The sequence below is a fragment of the Cupriavidus sp. DF5525 genome (assembly GCF_040149425.2).
Classification (GTDB): Bacteria; Pseudomonadota; Gammaproteobacteria; order Burkholderiales; family Burkholderiaceae; genus Cupriavidus; species Cupriavidus pickettii_A.
Genome location: NZ_CP168265.1, coordinates 1871464 through 1886158, shown reverse-complemented (window position 1 = coordinate 1886158; position 14695 = coordinate 1871464). Strand labels below are relative to the sequence as shown.

The window sequence follows — 14695 nt, the reverse complement described above, 5'->3', positions numbered from 1 at the left end:
AAGGAGTTGGCCGACTATCTGCGCCAGCGTGAGGCCCTGAGAGTTCGACGCCGCGAGAGCAAGCGCCGGCGGCGGACACTCGTTCAAGAGCTTGGACCGCGGAGCAACGCCAAAATGCAAAGCAGCATGGTTCGTGTCGAGGCCTTGCAGGCATATACCGAGCCTTTCCAGCCAAACTCGCCGGATGCTGCCAGATTGTTGAGTGCCATTCGATCTCTTCCGGGAAATAAGATTGTGACCGTCTCCACGCGCCAAAATCCGAAGGCCTACGACATCGCTGAGAATGGGGCTGTCGGATACACACCTGGCCATGAAGCGGATTTTCTGAAGTCGCTTGATGATTGTCTTTGTGGCTACGCAAGCGCGGGCATAACGATTCGCCAGTTCATTCCCGGGACCAGCACAACAATAAAGAACTCCAGCGGCAAGGAAATTTCGATTCCTTGGAAAGCGCTCTATGGGGTTTACATCTCCGGCGACGGCATCCGACCATTGCCCGCAGAAGAGGTCAAGCGTGCCGCAAACCACGCAGTCGATGGAACACCGATGGAACCTGAGAACTACGTAATCTTCGAGGATTTCCAGGTGGTCTTGGCCGGATTCCCAGCTCGATAGGGCCTGTAACCAAAGCAAAGGTTATGCTCTGCGGCTCATAAGCCTGCCGGAGAACGCCCGGCGCCGAAGGGAGGCTACCCGTAGACCCAGTTGGCCCGCCGCAGAGGGTGCAAACCATGCGGCGAAGGCTTTGACTTGAGAGACGTAGAAGAGAGCGTGCAAAACCTGGGGAGGCCGCTAGGCGTGAAGTGTGATTCGGAGTTAAAGGACGGAGGTCGCAGTTCGAGGGTCGGAAGCCATCCTGCATTCTAGATGGCTCATTGGCCTCACAACGGGTGCCGGGGAGCTCGCCCCCGCTTGGGCGCGCTCTCCTTTCTCAGGAAAGAGTTGAGGCTCGAATGGAGAGGGTGAGCCGACCTTGATGTACGACAACCCCCAAGGTAAGTCGGCAGGATGTTGTATCTGGCATCTAGCTTGCGATGCATCAATGGGAAAGTGCGCATACGACCTACGCTTCCGAACAGGCAAAGATATTTTTCGCGCCTCGTCCGCCAAGGCAGGAGGATTGTCATGACCGCGATACTACAACCTGGAAACGAGGAAGGCCTCCAGGTTTCCGTTAGCACATTCGGCTGATAAGTAACGCCTGCTGGCGCTGTTTGGTTCCGGAGAATTATCATGGTCATGACTACTATGTCCCTCACGCCAACGATCGTTTCACGAACGTACACTGTCGGTCGCGCCCTTCTAGGCTCTCTTTTTTTATTTTCCGGACTCTTGAAGATCGGCAGCTTTGCGGCCTATTCTGCATGGGTTGCCAGTGCTGAACTACCAAGCCCGGATTTGCTTCTGGTGCTAACCATCGTGATTGAAATTGGTGGTGGACTGACCTTGATCTCCGGCTGGAACGCGCGGTTAGGCGCGCTGCTTCTTGCACTGTTCCTGGTGCCCACGACCATCATCTTCCACGGCTTCTGGCGCGCCGATCCCGCAGACTTCCTGAATCAGCTTAATCACATTTTGAAGAATATCTCAATCTTGGGCGGTATGCTGGTTGTATTCGCCATTGAGTCATCACGTATTCAAGCAAGAGCCGCATAGGCGCTATGGCGGCAGAGATCCCAAACCCTTTCTACGGCTGCACAGCAGGCACAGCAGCGCGCGCTACGCAGCGACTTTTGGAATTTCTGGAGAACAACGCACCCATACTCATTGACTATGCCGGGGCAAGGCATGAAGGACGCCGCATCTCTAAGAATGGCTACAGGGAATGGCTACAGGGCGACGGCGTGAAAGGGGTTCGAGATGCGTACCATGGAGAACATTGCGATTTCTATTTCGAGTGGGCCGTCGTGGCGAGGCGAGCCGACGGAAATGTGCGAGCACAAGGGCATCGGACATCCCGATAGCCTATGCGATGGGGCTGTCGAAGCTGCGGCCCGCGCCTTGTGTCGCGCCTACCTCGAAGCCTATGGAGCAGTCCAGCACTTCAATCTGGACAAGGCGCTACTCATCGGCGGCATGAGCGCGCCAAAGTTCGGCGGTGGCAAAGTGCTGCGCTCAACGCGATTGATAGTGTCCGGCCCTGTTACCAAACTTCCGTCGGCCAAGGCCGAGCTAATTGTCGAGCAGGCCATTCGCGAGTACCTGGCAACGTCCTTGGGCGGTATTGGCAATGACATCCGCATCGAGCCAATCCTCCGCCCTTCAGCCCCGAACCTCCGGCGTGTGCCCAATGCAGCGTCTCTTCCACTGTCCAATGACACATCCTTTGGCGTCGGCTATGCGCCACCCTCATCGCTTGAAAGAGCGGTCCTGTTAGTTGCCGACCTTCTGCGCTCACGTGCCGACAGGGGAGTGTTTGAGGCGGCGGGCCTCGATTACAAGGTAATGGGGAGTCGGCTGGGCGAGCATCACCGTCTAACTATTGCACTGGCGTTTGTCGACCGATGCGTCCACGGCGTCGACGAGTACTTCATCCTCAAGGGGCGAATTGAGTCGTATCTGGCCGAGCGCATCGGCACTGAGTGTGAGATTGCAATCAATACCCTCGATAGCCGGGATGCGTGCGACGAAAGCGGGATTTACCTGACGGTCACTGGCTTGAGCGCTGAGCATGGTGATGACGGCCAGGTCGGCCGCGGAAGCCGAGTTAATGGCCTGATTACCCCCTATCGGCCAATGTCGCTGGAGGCCGCAGCGGGCAAGAACCCGGCGTCACATGTCGGCAAGCTCTACAACGTGCTCGCCCACCGGTTAGCCACTCATATTCAGGCAAGCTTGGATGGCGCGGATGAAGTCATCGTCCGGCTTCTCTCCGGAATTGGACGCCCCATCGACCAGCCCCAACTGTTTGCCATTGATGTCGTGGCCGAGCGCGGCATCTCGAGCGCCCAGAAGCAGCAAGTTCGTGAACTCGCGACGCAACAGCTGGCGAGGTGCGCGGACTGAAGCGAGTCGACCAGATGTTCGTGCTGAGCATGGCCGCCTACAACCTCGTGCGCATGCGTTCGCTGGGACAAATCCGTCCGCAGTTGCAGTAAGCGGGAAAAGAAGGCCGGAAATGGGCGCCCAACAGCCGAAAAACTAGATTCAGGGGCGCGTAGCTTCCGGATTGTGAAATCAAGGCATACCGTTTGTGCGGGGAGTACTTCAGCAGCCTGCTAGAAGACCGCTACCGAGCCATGGACCAGCTCATTGACCAAGGCAGGAAGCAGTGCTTACCTGCACAGGCGGAAAGCCATCACCTGGCGCATGCGCCCAACCGTCTTGACCCAGCCGAAGCCTTGCTCGATCAGCTTGCGCTTTTGCTGCGAGATGGCATATCCCTCGCTGCGGGCAATGGCATCAGGAACCGCCGAGCGCCGACCCGAGGTGTTTTGCGCCACATGCGGCGTCACCTTCATCTCCAGGCAGGCCTCAATAAACTCCTGCGCGTCGTAGCCCTTGTCTGCACCCACTGTGATTTCGGTGTCCGGATTGTCCGTCACCTGCCGGGCATCGTTGAGCATGACTTTGGCAGCCTCGCGCTCGGCGTGTCCATCAGCGGTGCTCACCAGGGCGCTGACCACCAGGCCGTGGCGGTTGTCACTCAACGTATGCCCCATGTAGCGCAGTTCACTGCCAGTCTTGCCTTTGCGATAAAGCTTCGCATCTGGATCGGTACTGGATTGATGCGTCTCGTTGCTGCGCTGGTGCCCCCTGAAGTTGCCGCTATCGTCGTCGCCGTCGCTTCCATCCTTGCGGACAAAGCTCTTGTGGCCTGCCCACGCCTGTATCAGCGTGCCGTCCACGCTGAAGTGCTCGCCCGACAGCCAGTTCTTCTTCTGCGCAAGGGCCAGCACCTCGTTGAAGAATTCGATTACCGCGTCGTGTTGGATCAGACGCGCGCGGTTCTTGGTGAATACCGTGGCCACCCAGACTGCGTCGTCCATCGACAACCCGATGAACCAGCGAAACAACAGGTTGTACTGCGTCTGCTCCATAAGTTGGCGCTCGGACCGAATGCTGTAGCGCACCTGCAGCAACATCGCTCGCAGCAGCTTCTCCGGCGCGATGCTCGGGCGACCGCCCTTGATGTCGGCCTCATACATCCCCGCGAACAGCCGATCCATCTTCGCCAAGGCCTGATTGACCATGGTGCGGATCGGGCGCAGTGGATGGGACTTGGGCACGAAATCGTCCAGCCGCCGCATGGTGAACAAGCTTTCGGTGAAGGTGTCTGCGCGGCGCATGCGATGTCGGAGAGTGAATCGTGTTGAGTTCTCAGATCAACGTTTCGACCTGTCGATGCGCTGACTCGGGGTCGAGGTACTTCAGCAGCCTGCTAGGCCCGGTATATGGGGAGCACAGCAACCTCGGCGCCGGCATCGGCTGGCTGTGCGGCTTCCGCAGCCTTCAAACACATGCGTCATGTGGCGTTCGACATTCATTCCCCCAACCGGCACCCACTGCACCCCCGACCACCCATGAACGCTTGATTGAAATCAAGAAGCAAATCGACTGGTCGCCCAGAATTCAAATGTAATTTATGCGCTGCAGGTCCTCCTAGTCGCCCCAAGGAGAGGATGGAATGCCGACCAAGTCCACTACCCCTCATGGGGGGAATTACGGCGTCACCGGTGCCCAGGCAGTTCCAACGGCCGCCACGGGCCCAGCCGCCTCCCAGCAACTGGTGCGTGACCCAGTCTGTGGCATGGAGATTTCCCCACGGGAGGCGGCTGCCAGCACGGAAGTCGACCAGAAGCGGTATTGGTTCTGCTCCTCACGCTGTGAGCACGCTTTCCTCGCCAACCCGGCGAAATATATTCCTCACCCCGTTGATGAGCGTAGCTCGGCTGGGCCCTCTAGCATTGCGAGCCCACCGGGCGTCGCTCCTATCTCTGCGGCAACGCCCGCGCTGGCGTCCAGCGCCGCTAAGCAACTCGCTAAGGACCCCATCTGCGGAATGATGGTGGACAAAGCTAGGGCCCTGTCCGCCGAGCGTGGCAACCGCAAGTACTACTTCTGCAGCGAGAACTGCCTTCGGACATTCGAGTCGCCAGAGAGCGAGTTGAAAGCCATGAAGACGCGCGTGACCATTGCTCTCACCGGCGTGCTCGCGCTGGCGGTGCTACGGGCTGGCGCCTTCCTGGCGCTGGCAGCCGGGGCGACGCTGCTGACCTGGGCCCCGATTCCCGCCTTGCCTTGGTTCACGTGGGGGATGTGGCTATTCCTTCTCGTCACGCCGGTCCAGTTCATTGGCGGCTGGAGCTTCTACAAGGGCGCGTGGAACGCCATCCGGACGCGCAATATCAATATGGACTTCCTCATCGCGCTGGGAACGTCCGTCGCCTACTTCTACAGCGTCGTAGTGCTGTTCTTTCCGTCTTGGTTGCCCGTCAAGGTCGAAGAGCGAGACGTCTACTTTGAGGTGTCGGCGGTCATTATCGCCTTCGTGCTGCTGGGGAAATACATGGAGGAAATCATCAAGAAGAAGTCCTCCGCCGCTGTTCGACGCCTGCTCGACCTACGCCCCGCCGTCGCTCACGTGCTTCGCGATGGGAGGGAGGTGGAAATCCCCGCTGAAAGCATCATGGTGGGCGAAGCCGTCGTTGTACGCCCCGGCGAGAAGATTCCCACTGACGGCAAGGTTATCGATGGCCAATCCAGTGTCGATGAATCGATGCTGACCGGCGAGTCGATGCCCGTGGAAAAGAAACCCGGTGCCGCAGTCATTGGCGGCACGCTTAACCGCAGTGGCGCCTTCACCTTCCAGGCCACAAAAATCGGAGCGGACACCGCACTCGCTCAGATTATCAGGATGGTCGAGGACGCCCAGGCCAGCACCGCGCAGATTCAGCGACTGGCCGACCAGGTCACCGGCTACTTCGTACCTGCGGTTGTTTCGGTTGCGCTGTTGGCATTAGTGAGCTGGACCGTCGCCGGTCATTTTCCACACGGACTGCTCGCATTCGTGGCTGTTCTGATTATCTCCTGCCCCTGCGCGCTGGGCGTCGCCACGCCTGCGGCGCTGATGGTCGGCGTCGGCAAGGGAGCGGACAACGGCATCCTGATACGCGGCGGTGAAGTGCTGGAGCGCGCCGAGAAGCTCACCGCGGTTGTCTTTGACAAGACCGGGACGATTACGCGCGGAGAGCCGACCTTGACCGATGTCATCCCCTTTTCTGGGCGAGAGGAATCAGACTTACTGACCCTCGCTGCCGCTGTGGAAGCCGGGTCCGAGCACCTTTTGGGCGAAGCCATCGTTCGGGCCGCACAGCATCGCGCGCTCACCATTCCCAAGGCAGCCGGCATCAGCGCGTTGTCTGGCATGGGCATTCAGGGCCTTGTAGACGGTCAGCAAGTCTGGCTGGGCAACCGGCGTCTCTTTGCACGCCAAGGCATCCCAACCGATGCGGCCGAAGCCGTACTCGGGAAGCTCGAAGCCGATGGCAAGACGGCCATGTTGGTCGGCGCCGGCACACAACTGCTCGGCGTAGTGGCCGTGGCTGACACAGTGAAACCGGAAGCGAGCGAGGCGGTCGCGGCATTGAAGGCGCGCGCCATCAAGGTTGTGCTACTGAGCGGTGACAACCGCCGCACCGCCGAGGCAATCGGCCGGCAGGTTGGCATTGAGCATGTCATTGCCGAGGTGATGCCGGAAGACAAGGTCGAGACTATTCACGCATTGCAGAAGCAAGGGGAGGTCGTGGCCATGGTGGGAGACGGCGTCAATGACGCACCGGCGCTTGCCGCAGCGGACATCGGCATTGCCATCGGCTCAGGCTCGGATGTCGCGAAGGAAACTGGGAGCATCATTCTCATTCGTGATGACGTGCGTGACGTAGTCGCCGCCATTGAGCTGTCCCGCGCGACGATGCGCAAAATCAAACAGAACCTCTTCTGGGCGTTCATTTACAACACCATCGGCATCCCTGTCGCTGCATTTGGACTCCTGAACCCCATCTTTGCCGCAGCAGCAATGGCGCTGTCCTCATTGAGTGTGGTAGCCAACTCCGCATTGCTAAAGCGTGTACGACTTGGCTCCAAAATTACCAGCCCGGAGGCGAGATGAAACACGCGGTGGCATGGATTTGCGCTGCCCTTGCAATGCTACTCGCGGCAGCTATCGTCTACCGGTTTGGGCTGACACCGCTCACCATACTGGTTGGCCTATTCCTGCTGTCATGTCCGGTCGTTGTGGTGTGGTTGAGTCTTCGCCTTTCGCGACAGTGCGAGCGCGATATACGAGACGCAGTCGAGCGTGAACTCCAAGACAAACGTTGAAGAGAGGGCCTATGAACTGGTTATGACAGAATCTCACTTGGCTCCTGCTTAGCGGAACGGCCCTCATCGCCCTGATAGCCTGGCAGCGATTCAATAGCCGTCGAACCAAGCAGGACAGCGGGAAACTCTCCACAACGCAGGAGTACAGCTCCACTATCCGCGACCCTGTCACCGGCAACAAGGTCGATATTGCGCACGCCATCACAGCGAACTTCGAGGGTCTCTCGTTTTACTTTGAATCCGAAGCGTCACGAACAATTTTTCAGCAAGATCCAGCGAGATACATACACCGACATCATCGGCACCACGGCTGCTGCTAGGCGATACCGCGTTCGCTTTATAGGAGGAAAACATGAACCACGACCACAACAGTCATGAGCGGCCTGCGGACGCACTGCGCACCTTGGCCAGGTCCAAGCTGGTCATGATTGGCTTTCTGCTGGTGATTGCCTACTTCCTATGGACTGAACACCGGGCACACGTCATTCAGATTCTGCCATTCCTCCTGCTGGCCGCCTGCCCCCTAATGCACATCTTCATGCACGGTGGACATGGACACGGTCACGGTCACGGACCGGATGACGCCACAAAGGACACGAACACCAAGGGAGAGCGATGATGCAACCCGAAACACAATCCAGCTACGGTCTATGGTCGCTGGTCATTATCAACTCCGCTGTCTTCATCATCTTCGCCTTCAGCTTCACCAAGCCGAAGACCCAGCGCGACTGGCGCTCTTTTGGCGCGTTCTCAGCGTTTATAGTGGCGCTCTTTACGGAGATGTACGGCATTCCGCTGACCATCTATCTCCTGCTGCCGTGGCTTTCGGCGAAGTTCCCGGGAATCGACTTCCTCTCGCATGATGCCGGTCATCTTCCCGAGATGATTTTCGGTTGGAGCGGCAACCCGCACCTGGGGCCATTTCACATCGCCAGCGACATTCTAATTTTTGGCGGCTTCATCATGCTGTCTTCCGCTTGGCGCATTCTGTACCTGGCCCAGCAGCAGCACCGCCTCGCGACCACTGGTCTCTATGCGCGCATGAGGCACCCTCAGTATGTCGCTTTCGTCCTGATTATGTTCGGCTTCCTGCTGCAATGGCCGACGATAGTCACTCTGGTTATGTTCCCCATCCTGGTCTGGATGTATGTTCGGCTGGCCAAGGCAGAGGAGCAGGACGCACTGGCCGAGTTCGGGCAGGCCTATGAGGAATATCGCCAAAAGACACCAGCATTCATTCCGCACATCTCAGGCCGAGATGTTCCGCGAACGCGTCCTCATTGAATTCAACCGTAATCTTCCTTGCACACGGAGGCTGCCATGAAGCCCTTCAAGACTGGTGTGACGCTATCTGCCACAGTCGTGCTCTTCTACGTTCTATGCACGCTCGTTTGGATGGTTCTTCCTGAGCCCTTCATGAATTTCATGAACGCGCTCTTTCACGGCCTCGATTTTCGGCGCCTTCAGACGGGCGAACCGATATCTTGGTGGTCCGTCATTTACCCGGCCTTCGTGTTTGCCGTGTGGTTCTTTGCTGCCGGGGCTTTCTTTGCATGGTTACACAACAGCCTTCGGGGAGAGACCTGACACCAAGAATGGCGACTACCGATATGACTTCAAGGCTTAGCGCCACAGCTCTTTTGGAGCTCGTGTTGTCCAGACCGGCGGCCGGCTTCGAATAGCGGTGGCAGTCGAATTTTCTTGGCTTACCCGAAAGATTAAAAGGTCTCTATGGAACCGCGTCAGCAGCAGTTTTCCCTATGGTATGTGGTCCTAGCAGTCTCGGCGATGCTCATCCTTCAGAGCGTCCTGTTCTCATCCCATGTCGAGACGCTACCGTACAGCGACTTCAAGGTCCTGCTCAAGGCCGGAAAGCTCAAGGACATCACGCTTGGAGAAGGAGCCATCACCGGCACGCTCAGCACCACTGGCATTGAGACGCTGCTCCCCAAGCAACAGGTCGAAGAGATGTTGCGCCAGGGAAAGGGAGACCACCCCTTCTCCACGCTTCGGGTCAACGACCCCAATCTGGTCCAGGACCTCGAAGCTGCCAAGGTGCGCTTCGTCGGCCAGGCCGACAGCAAGTGGATTGGCACGCTGCTGTCGTGGATTGTTCCTGCAATGCTCTTCTTTGCCGTCTGGAGCTTCCTCATCAAGCGGGTGGGCAGCGCCGCCGGCGGGATGATGGAAATAGGCAGGAGCAAGGCAAAGGTCTACATGCAGAAAGAAACGGGGGTGACGTTTGCCGACGTGGCCGGCATCGATGAGGCAAAGGAGGAATTAGCCGAAATCGTCAACTTCCTGAAAGACCCGCAGCGCTATCGGCGTCTGGGTGGCAAGATTCCCAAGGGCGTACTGCTCCTGGGGGCTCCTGGCACCGGCAAGACATTGTTAGCAAAGGCAGTAGCCGGGGAAGCTGGCGTGCCGTTCTTCACCATGAGCGGCTCGGAGTTCGTTGAAATGTTTGTTGGCGTGGGGGCGGCGCGGGTGCGCGACCTGTTCGACCAGGCCGAGACCAAGGCGCCCTGCATCATTTTCATCGACGAACTGGACGCGCTGGGTAAGACGCGCGCGCTCAACGCCGTAGCCGGCAACGATGAACGCGAACAGACCCTGAACCAGTTGTTGGTTGAGATGGACGGGTTCGACACCAACAAAGGCGTCATCATTATGGCGGCCACCAACCGGCCCGAAATCCTGGACCCAGCGCTACTGCGCCCCGGTCGCTTCGACCGCCATATCGCCCTGGACCGTCCTGACCTGAAAGGGCGCGAGCAGATTCTCAAGGTACACGTCAAAAATGTCGTTCTTGCCCCAACCGTCGACCTGACCAAGCTGGCCGGGCGCACCCCCGGATTCGCGGGCGCCGACCTCGCCAACCTTGTCAACGAGGCCGCACTGCTGGCTGCTCGCAAGGGCAAGGATGCCGTAGAGATGCCAGACTTTGACGAGGCGCTGGACCGCATCGTAGGCGGCTTGGAGAAGAAGAGCCGCGTGATGAATCAGCAGGAGAAAGAAACCATCGCGTACCACGAGGCGGGTCATGCCATCGTCGCGGAATTGCGGCCGCATGCTGACCGAGTTTCCAAGGTCTCCATCATCCCCAGAGGTGTCGCCGCATTGGGGTACACGCAGCAGACCCCGACAGAGGACCGCTATCTCCTGAAGCAAAGCGAACTGCTCGACCGGCTCGATGTATTGCTTGGAGGTCGCATTGCCGAACAGATTGTCTACGGAGACGTTTCGACCGGTGCGCAAAATGACCTGCAACGCGCAACAGACATGGCTCGCCAGATGATTACGCAGTTCGGCATGAGCGAGCAGCTTGGACTTGCTGCTTACGAGGACATGCCGAACCCGCTCTTTACCGGACCAGGACTGATGCCCCGGCAACGCAAAGAATACAGCGAGAGTACTGCGCAAATCATTGATACAGAAGTGCGGACGATTCTGGGCGACGCCAGCCAGCGGGTGAAGCAGACATTGCTTGCAAACCGGCACAAGCTGGACGCGCTGGCAAAGCTACTGCTCGAACAGGAGGTCGTAGACCGACCTTCGCTGGAGCTGTTGCTCTCCGAGAAGGTTACCCCTCTCACACCCGGCAAGCCTCACCCAGCCACGCCCAATGTGCCCGATTCGCGGAAGGTGAGCCATGAAAATGAAGGCAAGTAGCAAGGGGGCTCCATCCCAGGCAAGCGCCGTCTCCCATGAGACCTATGAGGAGAATTCCACCTGCTTCAAATCGAACTGGTCAAACTACAGAAGCACTTCATTTCCTGCAGCGACCGGATTCTGGCGATTTTTGCGGGACGGGATGCGTCTGGGAAGGATGGGACCATCAAGCGCATTGTCGAACACCTCAGCCCGCGTGAAACGCGCGTCGTGTTGCTCTACGTCGGCGTATCAGAACGATAGCGCGGTAGCAGTCCCCTGACAGTCTGGTAGGCTCCTGCCGCTGGCAAACATCCCTCCAGAGAGAAGCTCCTTCCACACAGAACTTGCCAATCATTCTAACGTTCACTAGAATGACGACATGAGAGAGTTAAAGAACCACCTGTACGAGCAGGTCGCGCGCATCGGGAAAGCCGTAGCCAGCCCGAAACGTCTGGAGCTCATCGAACTTATGTGCCAGGGTGAGAAAACCGTCGAGGTTCTGGCCGCCCAGGCAGAAATCAGCGTGAAGCTCGCCAGCGCTCATCTCAAGGAGCTGCGCCAGGCTCGTCTCGTCGAGACCCGCAAGGATGGGAAGTACGTCCAGTACCGTCTGGCCAGCACCAGCGTGGCCGACCTCTGGGTAACGCTTCGCTCAGCGGCCGAGGAGCGGCTAGTGGAATTGCAGGTGGCCTTGGCGTCAATCCTCGAGCATGGCGACGACCTCGAAGGATTCGACCGTGCTGCCATCTGGAAGAAGGCTAGGGCCGGAGAAGTGCTGGTTCTCGATGTGCGCCCAGCTGAGGAGTTCGCCACGGCCCACTTGCCGCATGCTCGTTCCCTGCCGCTCGACGAGCTCAGGAAGCGGATTGCCGAGTTGCCGAAAGACGTGCCCGTCGTCGCGTACTGCCGAGGCCCCTTCTGCCTGATGGCCAAGGACGCTGTCGAGCTCCTACGCAAGAAGGGCTATCGCGCCTTCCACCTGACTGATGGCGTGGCCGAGTGGCGCGCTCACGGGCTGCCCATAGAGGAATAGAGCAAAGAAGGCGCATGTCGTGTTGGCCTACCACCTCTATAGGGCGACGAATGCACCGACGACGCCTCATGGCAGGCTGGCGCACTCGCATCCATGGCGGGTTTCCACCGCTACAGCCTTGATGAGCTCACGGAACACGCGGGCCGACTAGGCGCCAGTGTCCAGACACAGGAAACAGTCATGTTCTTCCGCCAACGTCCCACTGAAAACGCCACCCTTTCCTATTTCTTTGGATGTGCCGGCGTCGGCAAGGCTGTTGCCGTCGACATTGTGGCCGGCGACGAGGACTGGTTCATCTCCGAGGCGAGAAAGGCGGGGGTGGTGATAGCCCATGTCATCGACACTCATGTGCATGCTGACCATTACTCTGGCGGGCTCGCGCTGGCGCGCCAGGTCGGTGCACCGTACTACCTGCATGAGAGCAACAAGGCGCGGGTTTCATTCGACTTCACGCCGCTGCACGATGGGCAGCGACTGGAGGCAGGCAATGTGCTGCTCGACGTGCTGCACACTCCTGGCCACACACCCGACAGCGTGTGCCTGCTGGTGCGCGACCTGCGCCGGGGCGACGAGCCCTGGTTCGTCATCACCGGAGACACACTGTTCGTGGGAGCCGTTGGCCGGCCGGACCTAGCCGGGAGAGAACGCGAAATGGCCGCCCAACTGCACGATAGCTTGCATCGCAAGCTGTTGAATCTCCCTGCCGAGCTTGAGATTTATCCTGGACATCAAGCTGGCAGCGCCTGCGGCGCAGGCCTTTCTGGCAAGCCTGCATCGACCATCGGGTTCGAGAAACGGTTCAACCCGAAGCTCGAAATGTCGCGGGATGCCTTTGTCGATGCGGTGGTTGCCGACATCCCGCAGCAACCGGAGAACATGGCTCGCATCATAGAGGTTAATCTGCGTGGCATTGAGCCCGAAGGTGCGCGCGATTGAAGCCGCTCTCGATTGACTTCGGCATACGTGCCAATCTTGGCCAGATTCTGCAGCAACTGCTGCAGGTGCTGCTCGTAGGCATGACCATTGGCATGATGCGCAACGTTGTACCGGCGCTCGCCGAGACCGAGTTCGGGGTGCAACGTGGGTCGTTCATGCTACTGGTGGCCTTCGTCGTGGCATTCGGCTTCGTCAAGGGTGCTATGAACTTCGTTGCGGGTCGCCTGGCGGAGCACATCGGCCGCAAACGAGTGCTGCTCATCGGATGGCTTGTAGCGCTACCGATTCCACTGCTTATCTACTTCGCGCCATCGTGGAACTGGATTGTCCTGGCAACTACCTTGCTCGGTGTGAATCAGGGCCTGACCTGGTCAATGACCCAGACGGCCAAGCTCGACATTACGCGAGCCGACCAGCGCGGCCTGGTTATCGGGCTGAACGAATTCTCTGGCTACGTGGGTGTCGCCGTGGCAGGAGTGGTCACGGGCTATGCGGCTTCCATCTTGGGTCCGCGCGAAGGATTGCTGTGGTTCGGCGCTGCCGTCATTGGGCTGGCGACATTGCTCGCCTGGCTGGTGGTGATGGAGACGCTGCCCTGGGCCCAGGCTGAGGTCAAACGCCACACCGCCGACACATCCGCGATAGTGCTTCACCCACGCTACCCGCCGGGCGTAAGCGAGCAACCATCGAGCAGCGAGATGTTCGTCCTGATGAGTTGGCGCGACCGCCGAATGGCCGCGCTCTGCCAGGCCGGGCTAGTGGAGAAGTTCGTTGACGCGCTGGTTTGGGCCTTGTTTCCCATCTACCTACACCAGCAGGGAGTGAGCCTGCCCGGCATTGGCTGGATAGTGGGGGTCTACGGCTTTACCTGGGGCGGCGCCCAGCTATTCACCGGTAAATTCTCGGACAAGGTAGGCCGTCAGCGCCTCAATGTCGGGGGTATGTGGGTGTGTGGCGCTGGCGTGGCCCTGCTGCCGCTAGGCAGCGGCTCGGTTTGGTGGAGCACCTCGGCCGCCGTGACCGGGCTGGGCATGGCGATGTTGTACCCCAATCTGAGCGCTGCGGTAGCCGACATCGCACACCCCAGTTGGCGGGCGTCCGCCATTGGCATCTACCGCTTCTGGCGCGACCTCGGGTATGGCATCGGCGCGCTCTGCCTGGGCGCAGCTGCGGCGCTCGGTGGCCGCGTCGAGAGTGCATTCTGGTTCGTCGCCATCGCGATGGGACTGTCTGGCCTTGTACTGTATCACTGGGGAGAGGAGACGCATCCGCGTCTCAACCCAGCAGGCTAATTTCCTCTTAACGCACTGGCCGCCGTGTTCGGCACTGCTGGGTCTGGACCGCTTAGCACGCTAGCGTTGCCATTGATGCCCGGGCCTAGGGTGGTCAGGTCATGCCAGTACTGTATCGACAAACTTGCAAGGCATGAATAGCAAGTTGTACTGAGAATAGCACCATGAACACCGCCGTTACTTGGAAAAGCAACGATAGGTTCAGCCGCTTTCCATAACGGCTCCAAGCCTAGGCGAGGATGCCAGCGCAAGCCAGCCCAGGTACGCCACCGAGCGCGAGATGCCCGGCACCGGCACCGGCACCGGCACCGGCACCGGCACCGGCACCGGCACCGGCACCGGCACCGGCACCGGCACCGGCACCGGCAGCAATCGTAGCCGCCTCGACGCCCTCCCGGCCGGCCATCAGAAGCACAAACGCGAAAATGGTAAGCCAGGGGCCGAGAGCTTTCTTCTC

The 14695-nt window shown here is 59.3% G+C and carries 12 protein-coding genes and 3 pseudogenes; 13 read left to right on the top strand and 2 right to left on the bottom strand.

Going from position 1 to position 14695, the window contains the following annotated elements:
• The first annotated feature begins 6 nt into the window (after positions 1–6).
• The 4 genes and pseudogenes from ABNX08_RS08930 to ABNX08_RS08915 all read left to right on the top strand — a co-directional run bounded on the left by ABNX08_RS08930 (position 7) and on the right by ABNX08_RS08915 (position 3006).
• Positions 7–615 carry a hypothetical protein gene (locus tag ABNX08_RS08930; RefSeq protein ID WP_022534842.1) on the top strand — a complete coding sequence of 203 codons (609 nt, stop codon included), beginning with the start codon at positions 7–9 and terminating at the stop codon, positions 613–615.
• A gap of 618 nt (positions 616–1233) precedes the next feature.
• Entirely contained in the window at positions 1234–1656 is a 423-nt protein-coding gene (locus ABNX08_RS08925) for a DoxX family protein (protein WP_022534841.1), read from the top strand.
• A 2-nt stretch (positions 1657–1658) separates the two neighbouring features.
• Positions 1659–1808, top strand: a pseudogene (locus ABNX08_RS08920) (ISKra4 family transposase); the annotation flags it as partial.
• Positions 1809–1860: 52 nt separating this feature from the next.
• Positions 1861–3006, top strand: coding sequence for a methionine adenosyltransferase (locus ABNX08_RS08915; protein ID WP_022534840.1), 1146 nt, complete (start codon positions 1861–1863; stop codon positions 3004–3006).
• A gap of 290 nt (positions 3007–3296) precedes the next feature.
• On the opposite strand, the pseudogene ABNX08_RS08910 reads toward ABNX08_RS08915, so the two are convergent.
• Positions 3297–4289: pseudogene (locus ABNX08_RS08910) on the bottom strand (IS5 family transposase); the annotation flags it as partial.
• 338 nt (positions 4290–4627) lie between these two features.
• Here ABNX08_RS08910 and ABNX08_RS08905 point away from each other — a divergent pair.
• The 9 genes and pseudogenes from ABNX08_RS08905 (at position 4628) to ABNX08_RS08865 (ending at position 14238) form a co-directional block, all read left to right on the top strand.
• A complete protein-coding gene (locus ABNX08_RS08905) occupies positions 4628–7111 on the top strand; it encodes a heavy metal translocating P-type ATPase (RefSeq protein WP_022534838.1) in 2484 nt (827 codons plus the stop codon).
• Between the two features lie 564 nt (positions 7112–7675).
• Complete coding sequence (locus ABNX08_RS08900; RefSeq protein ID WP_022534836.1) at positions 7676–7942, top strand: DUF2933 domain-containing protein; 267 nt, start codon at positions 7676–7678, stop codon at positions 7940–7942.
• Positions 7942–8607, top strand: a complete 666-nt coding sequence (locus ABNX08_RS08895; RefSeq protein WP_349605043.1) for an isoprenylcysteine carboxylmethyltransferase family protein — start codon at positions 7942–7944, stop codon at positions 8605–8607. The genes ABNX08_RS08900 and ABNX08_RS08895 overlap by 1 nt, the downstream gene beginning before the upstream one ends.
• Before the next feature lie 36 nt (positions 8608–8643).
• Positions 8644–8910, top strand: coding sequence for a DUF5676 family membrane protein (locus ABNX08_RS08890; protein ID WP_022534835.1), 267 nt, complete (start codon positions 8644–8646; stop codon positions 8908–8910).
• Between the two features lie 144 nt (positions 8911–9054).
• On the top strand, positions 9055–10995 hold the full coding sequence (ftsH, locus tag ABNX08_RS08885) for an ATP-dependent zinc metalloprotease FtsH (protein ID WP_022534834.1): 1941 nt from the start codon (positions 9055–9057) through the stop codon (positions 10993–10995).
• Positions 10982–11214: pseudogene (locus ABNX08_RS08880) on the top strand (polyphosphate kinase 2); the annotation flags it as partial. The gene ftsH and the pseudogene ABNX08_RS08880, both read left to right, overlap by 14 nt.
• Positions 11215–11356: 142 nt before the next feature.
• Complete coding sequence (locus tag ABNX08_RS08875; protein ID WP_022534833.1) at positions 11357–12010, top strand: metalloregulator ArsR/SmtB family transcription factor; 654 nt, start codon at positions 11357–11359, stop codon at positions 12008–12010.
• 180 nt (positions 12011–12190) lie between these two features.
• The gene (locus ABNX08_RS08870) at positions 12191–12946 is read left to right on the top strand and encodes an MBL fold metallo-hydrolase (RefSeq protein ID WP_022534832.1); all 756 of its coding nucleotides are present in this window, start codon (positions 12191–12193) and stop codon (positions 12944–12946) included.
• Positions 12943–14238, top strand: a complete 1296-nt coding sequence (locus ABNX08_RS08865) for an MFS transporter (RefSeq protein ID WP_022534831.1) — start codon at positions 12943–12945, stop codon at positions 14236–14238. The genes ABNX08_RS08870 and ABNX08_RS08865 overlap by 4 nt, the downstream gene beginning before the upstream one ends.
• Positions 14239–14439: 201 nt before the next feature.
• Here ABNX08_RS08865 and ABNX08_RS08860 read toward each other — a convergent pair whose 3' ends face one another.
• Positions 14440–14610 (bottom strand): hypothetical protein, encoded by a 171-nt coding sequence (locus ABNX08_RS08860; RefSeq protein WP_349605045.1) that lies wholly within the window; start codon positions 14608–14610, stop codon positions 14440–14442.
• Between the last annotated feature and the right edge of the window lie 85 nt (positions 14611–14695).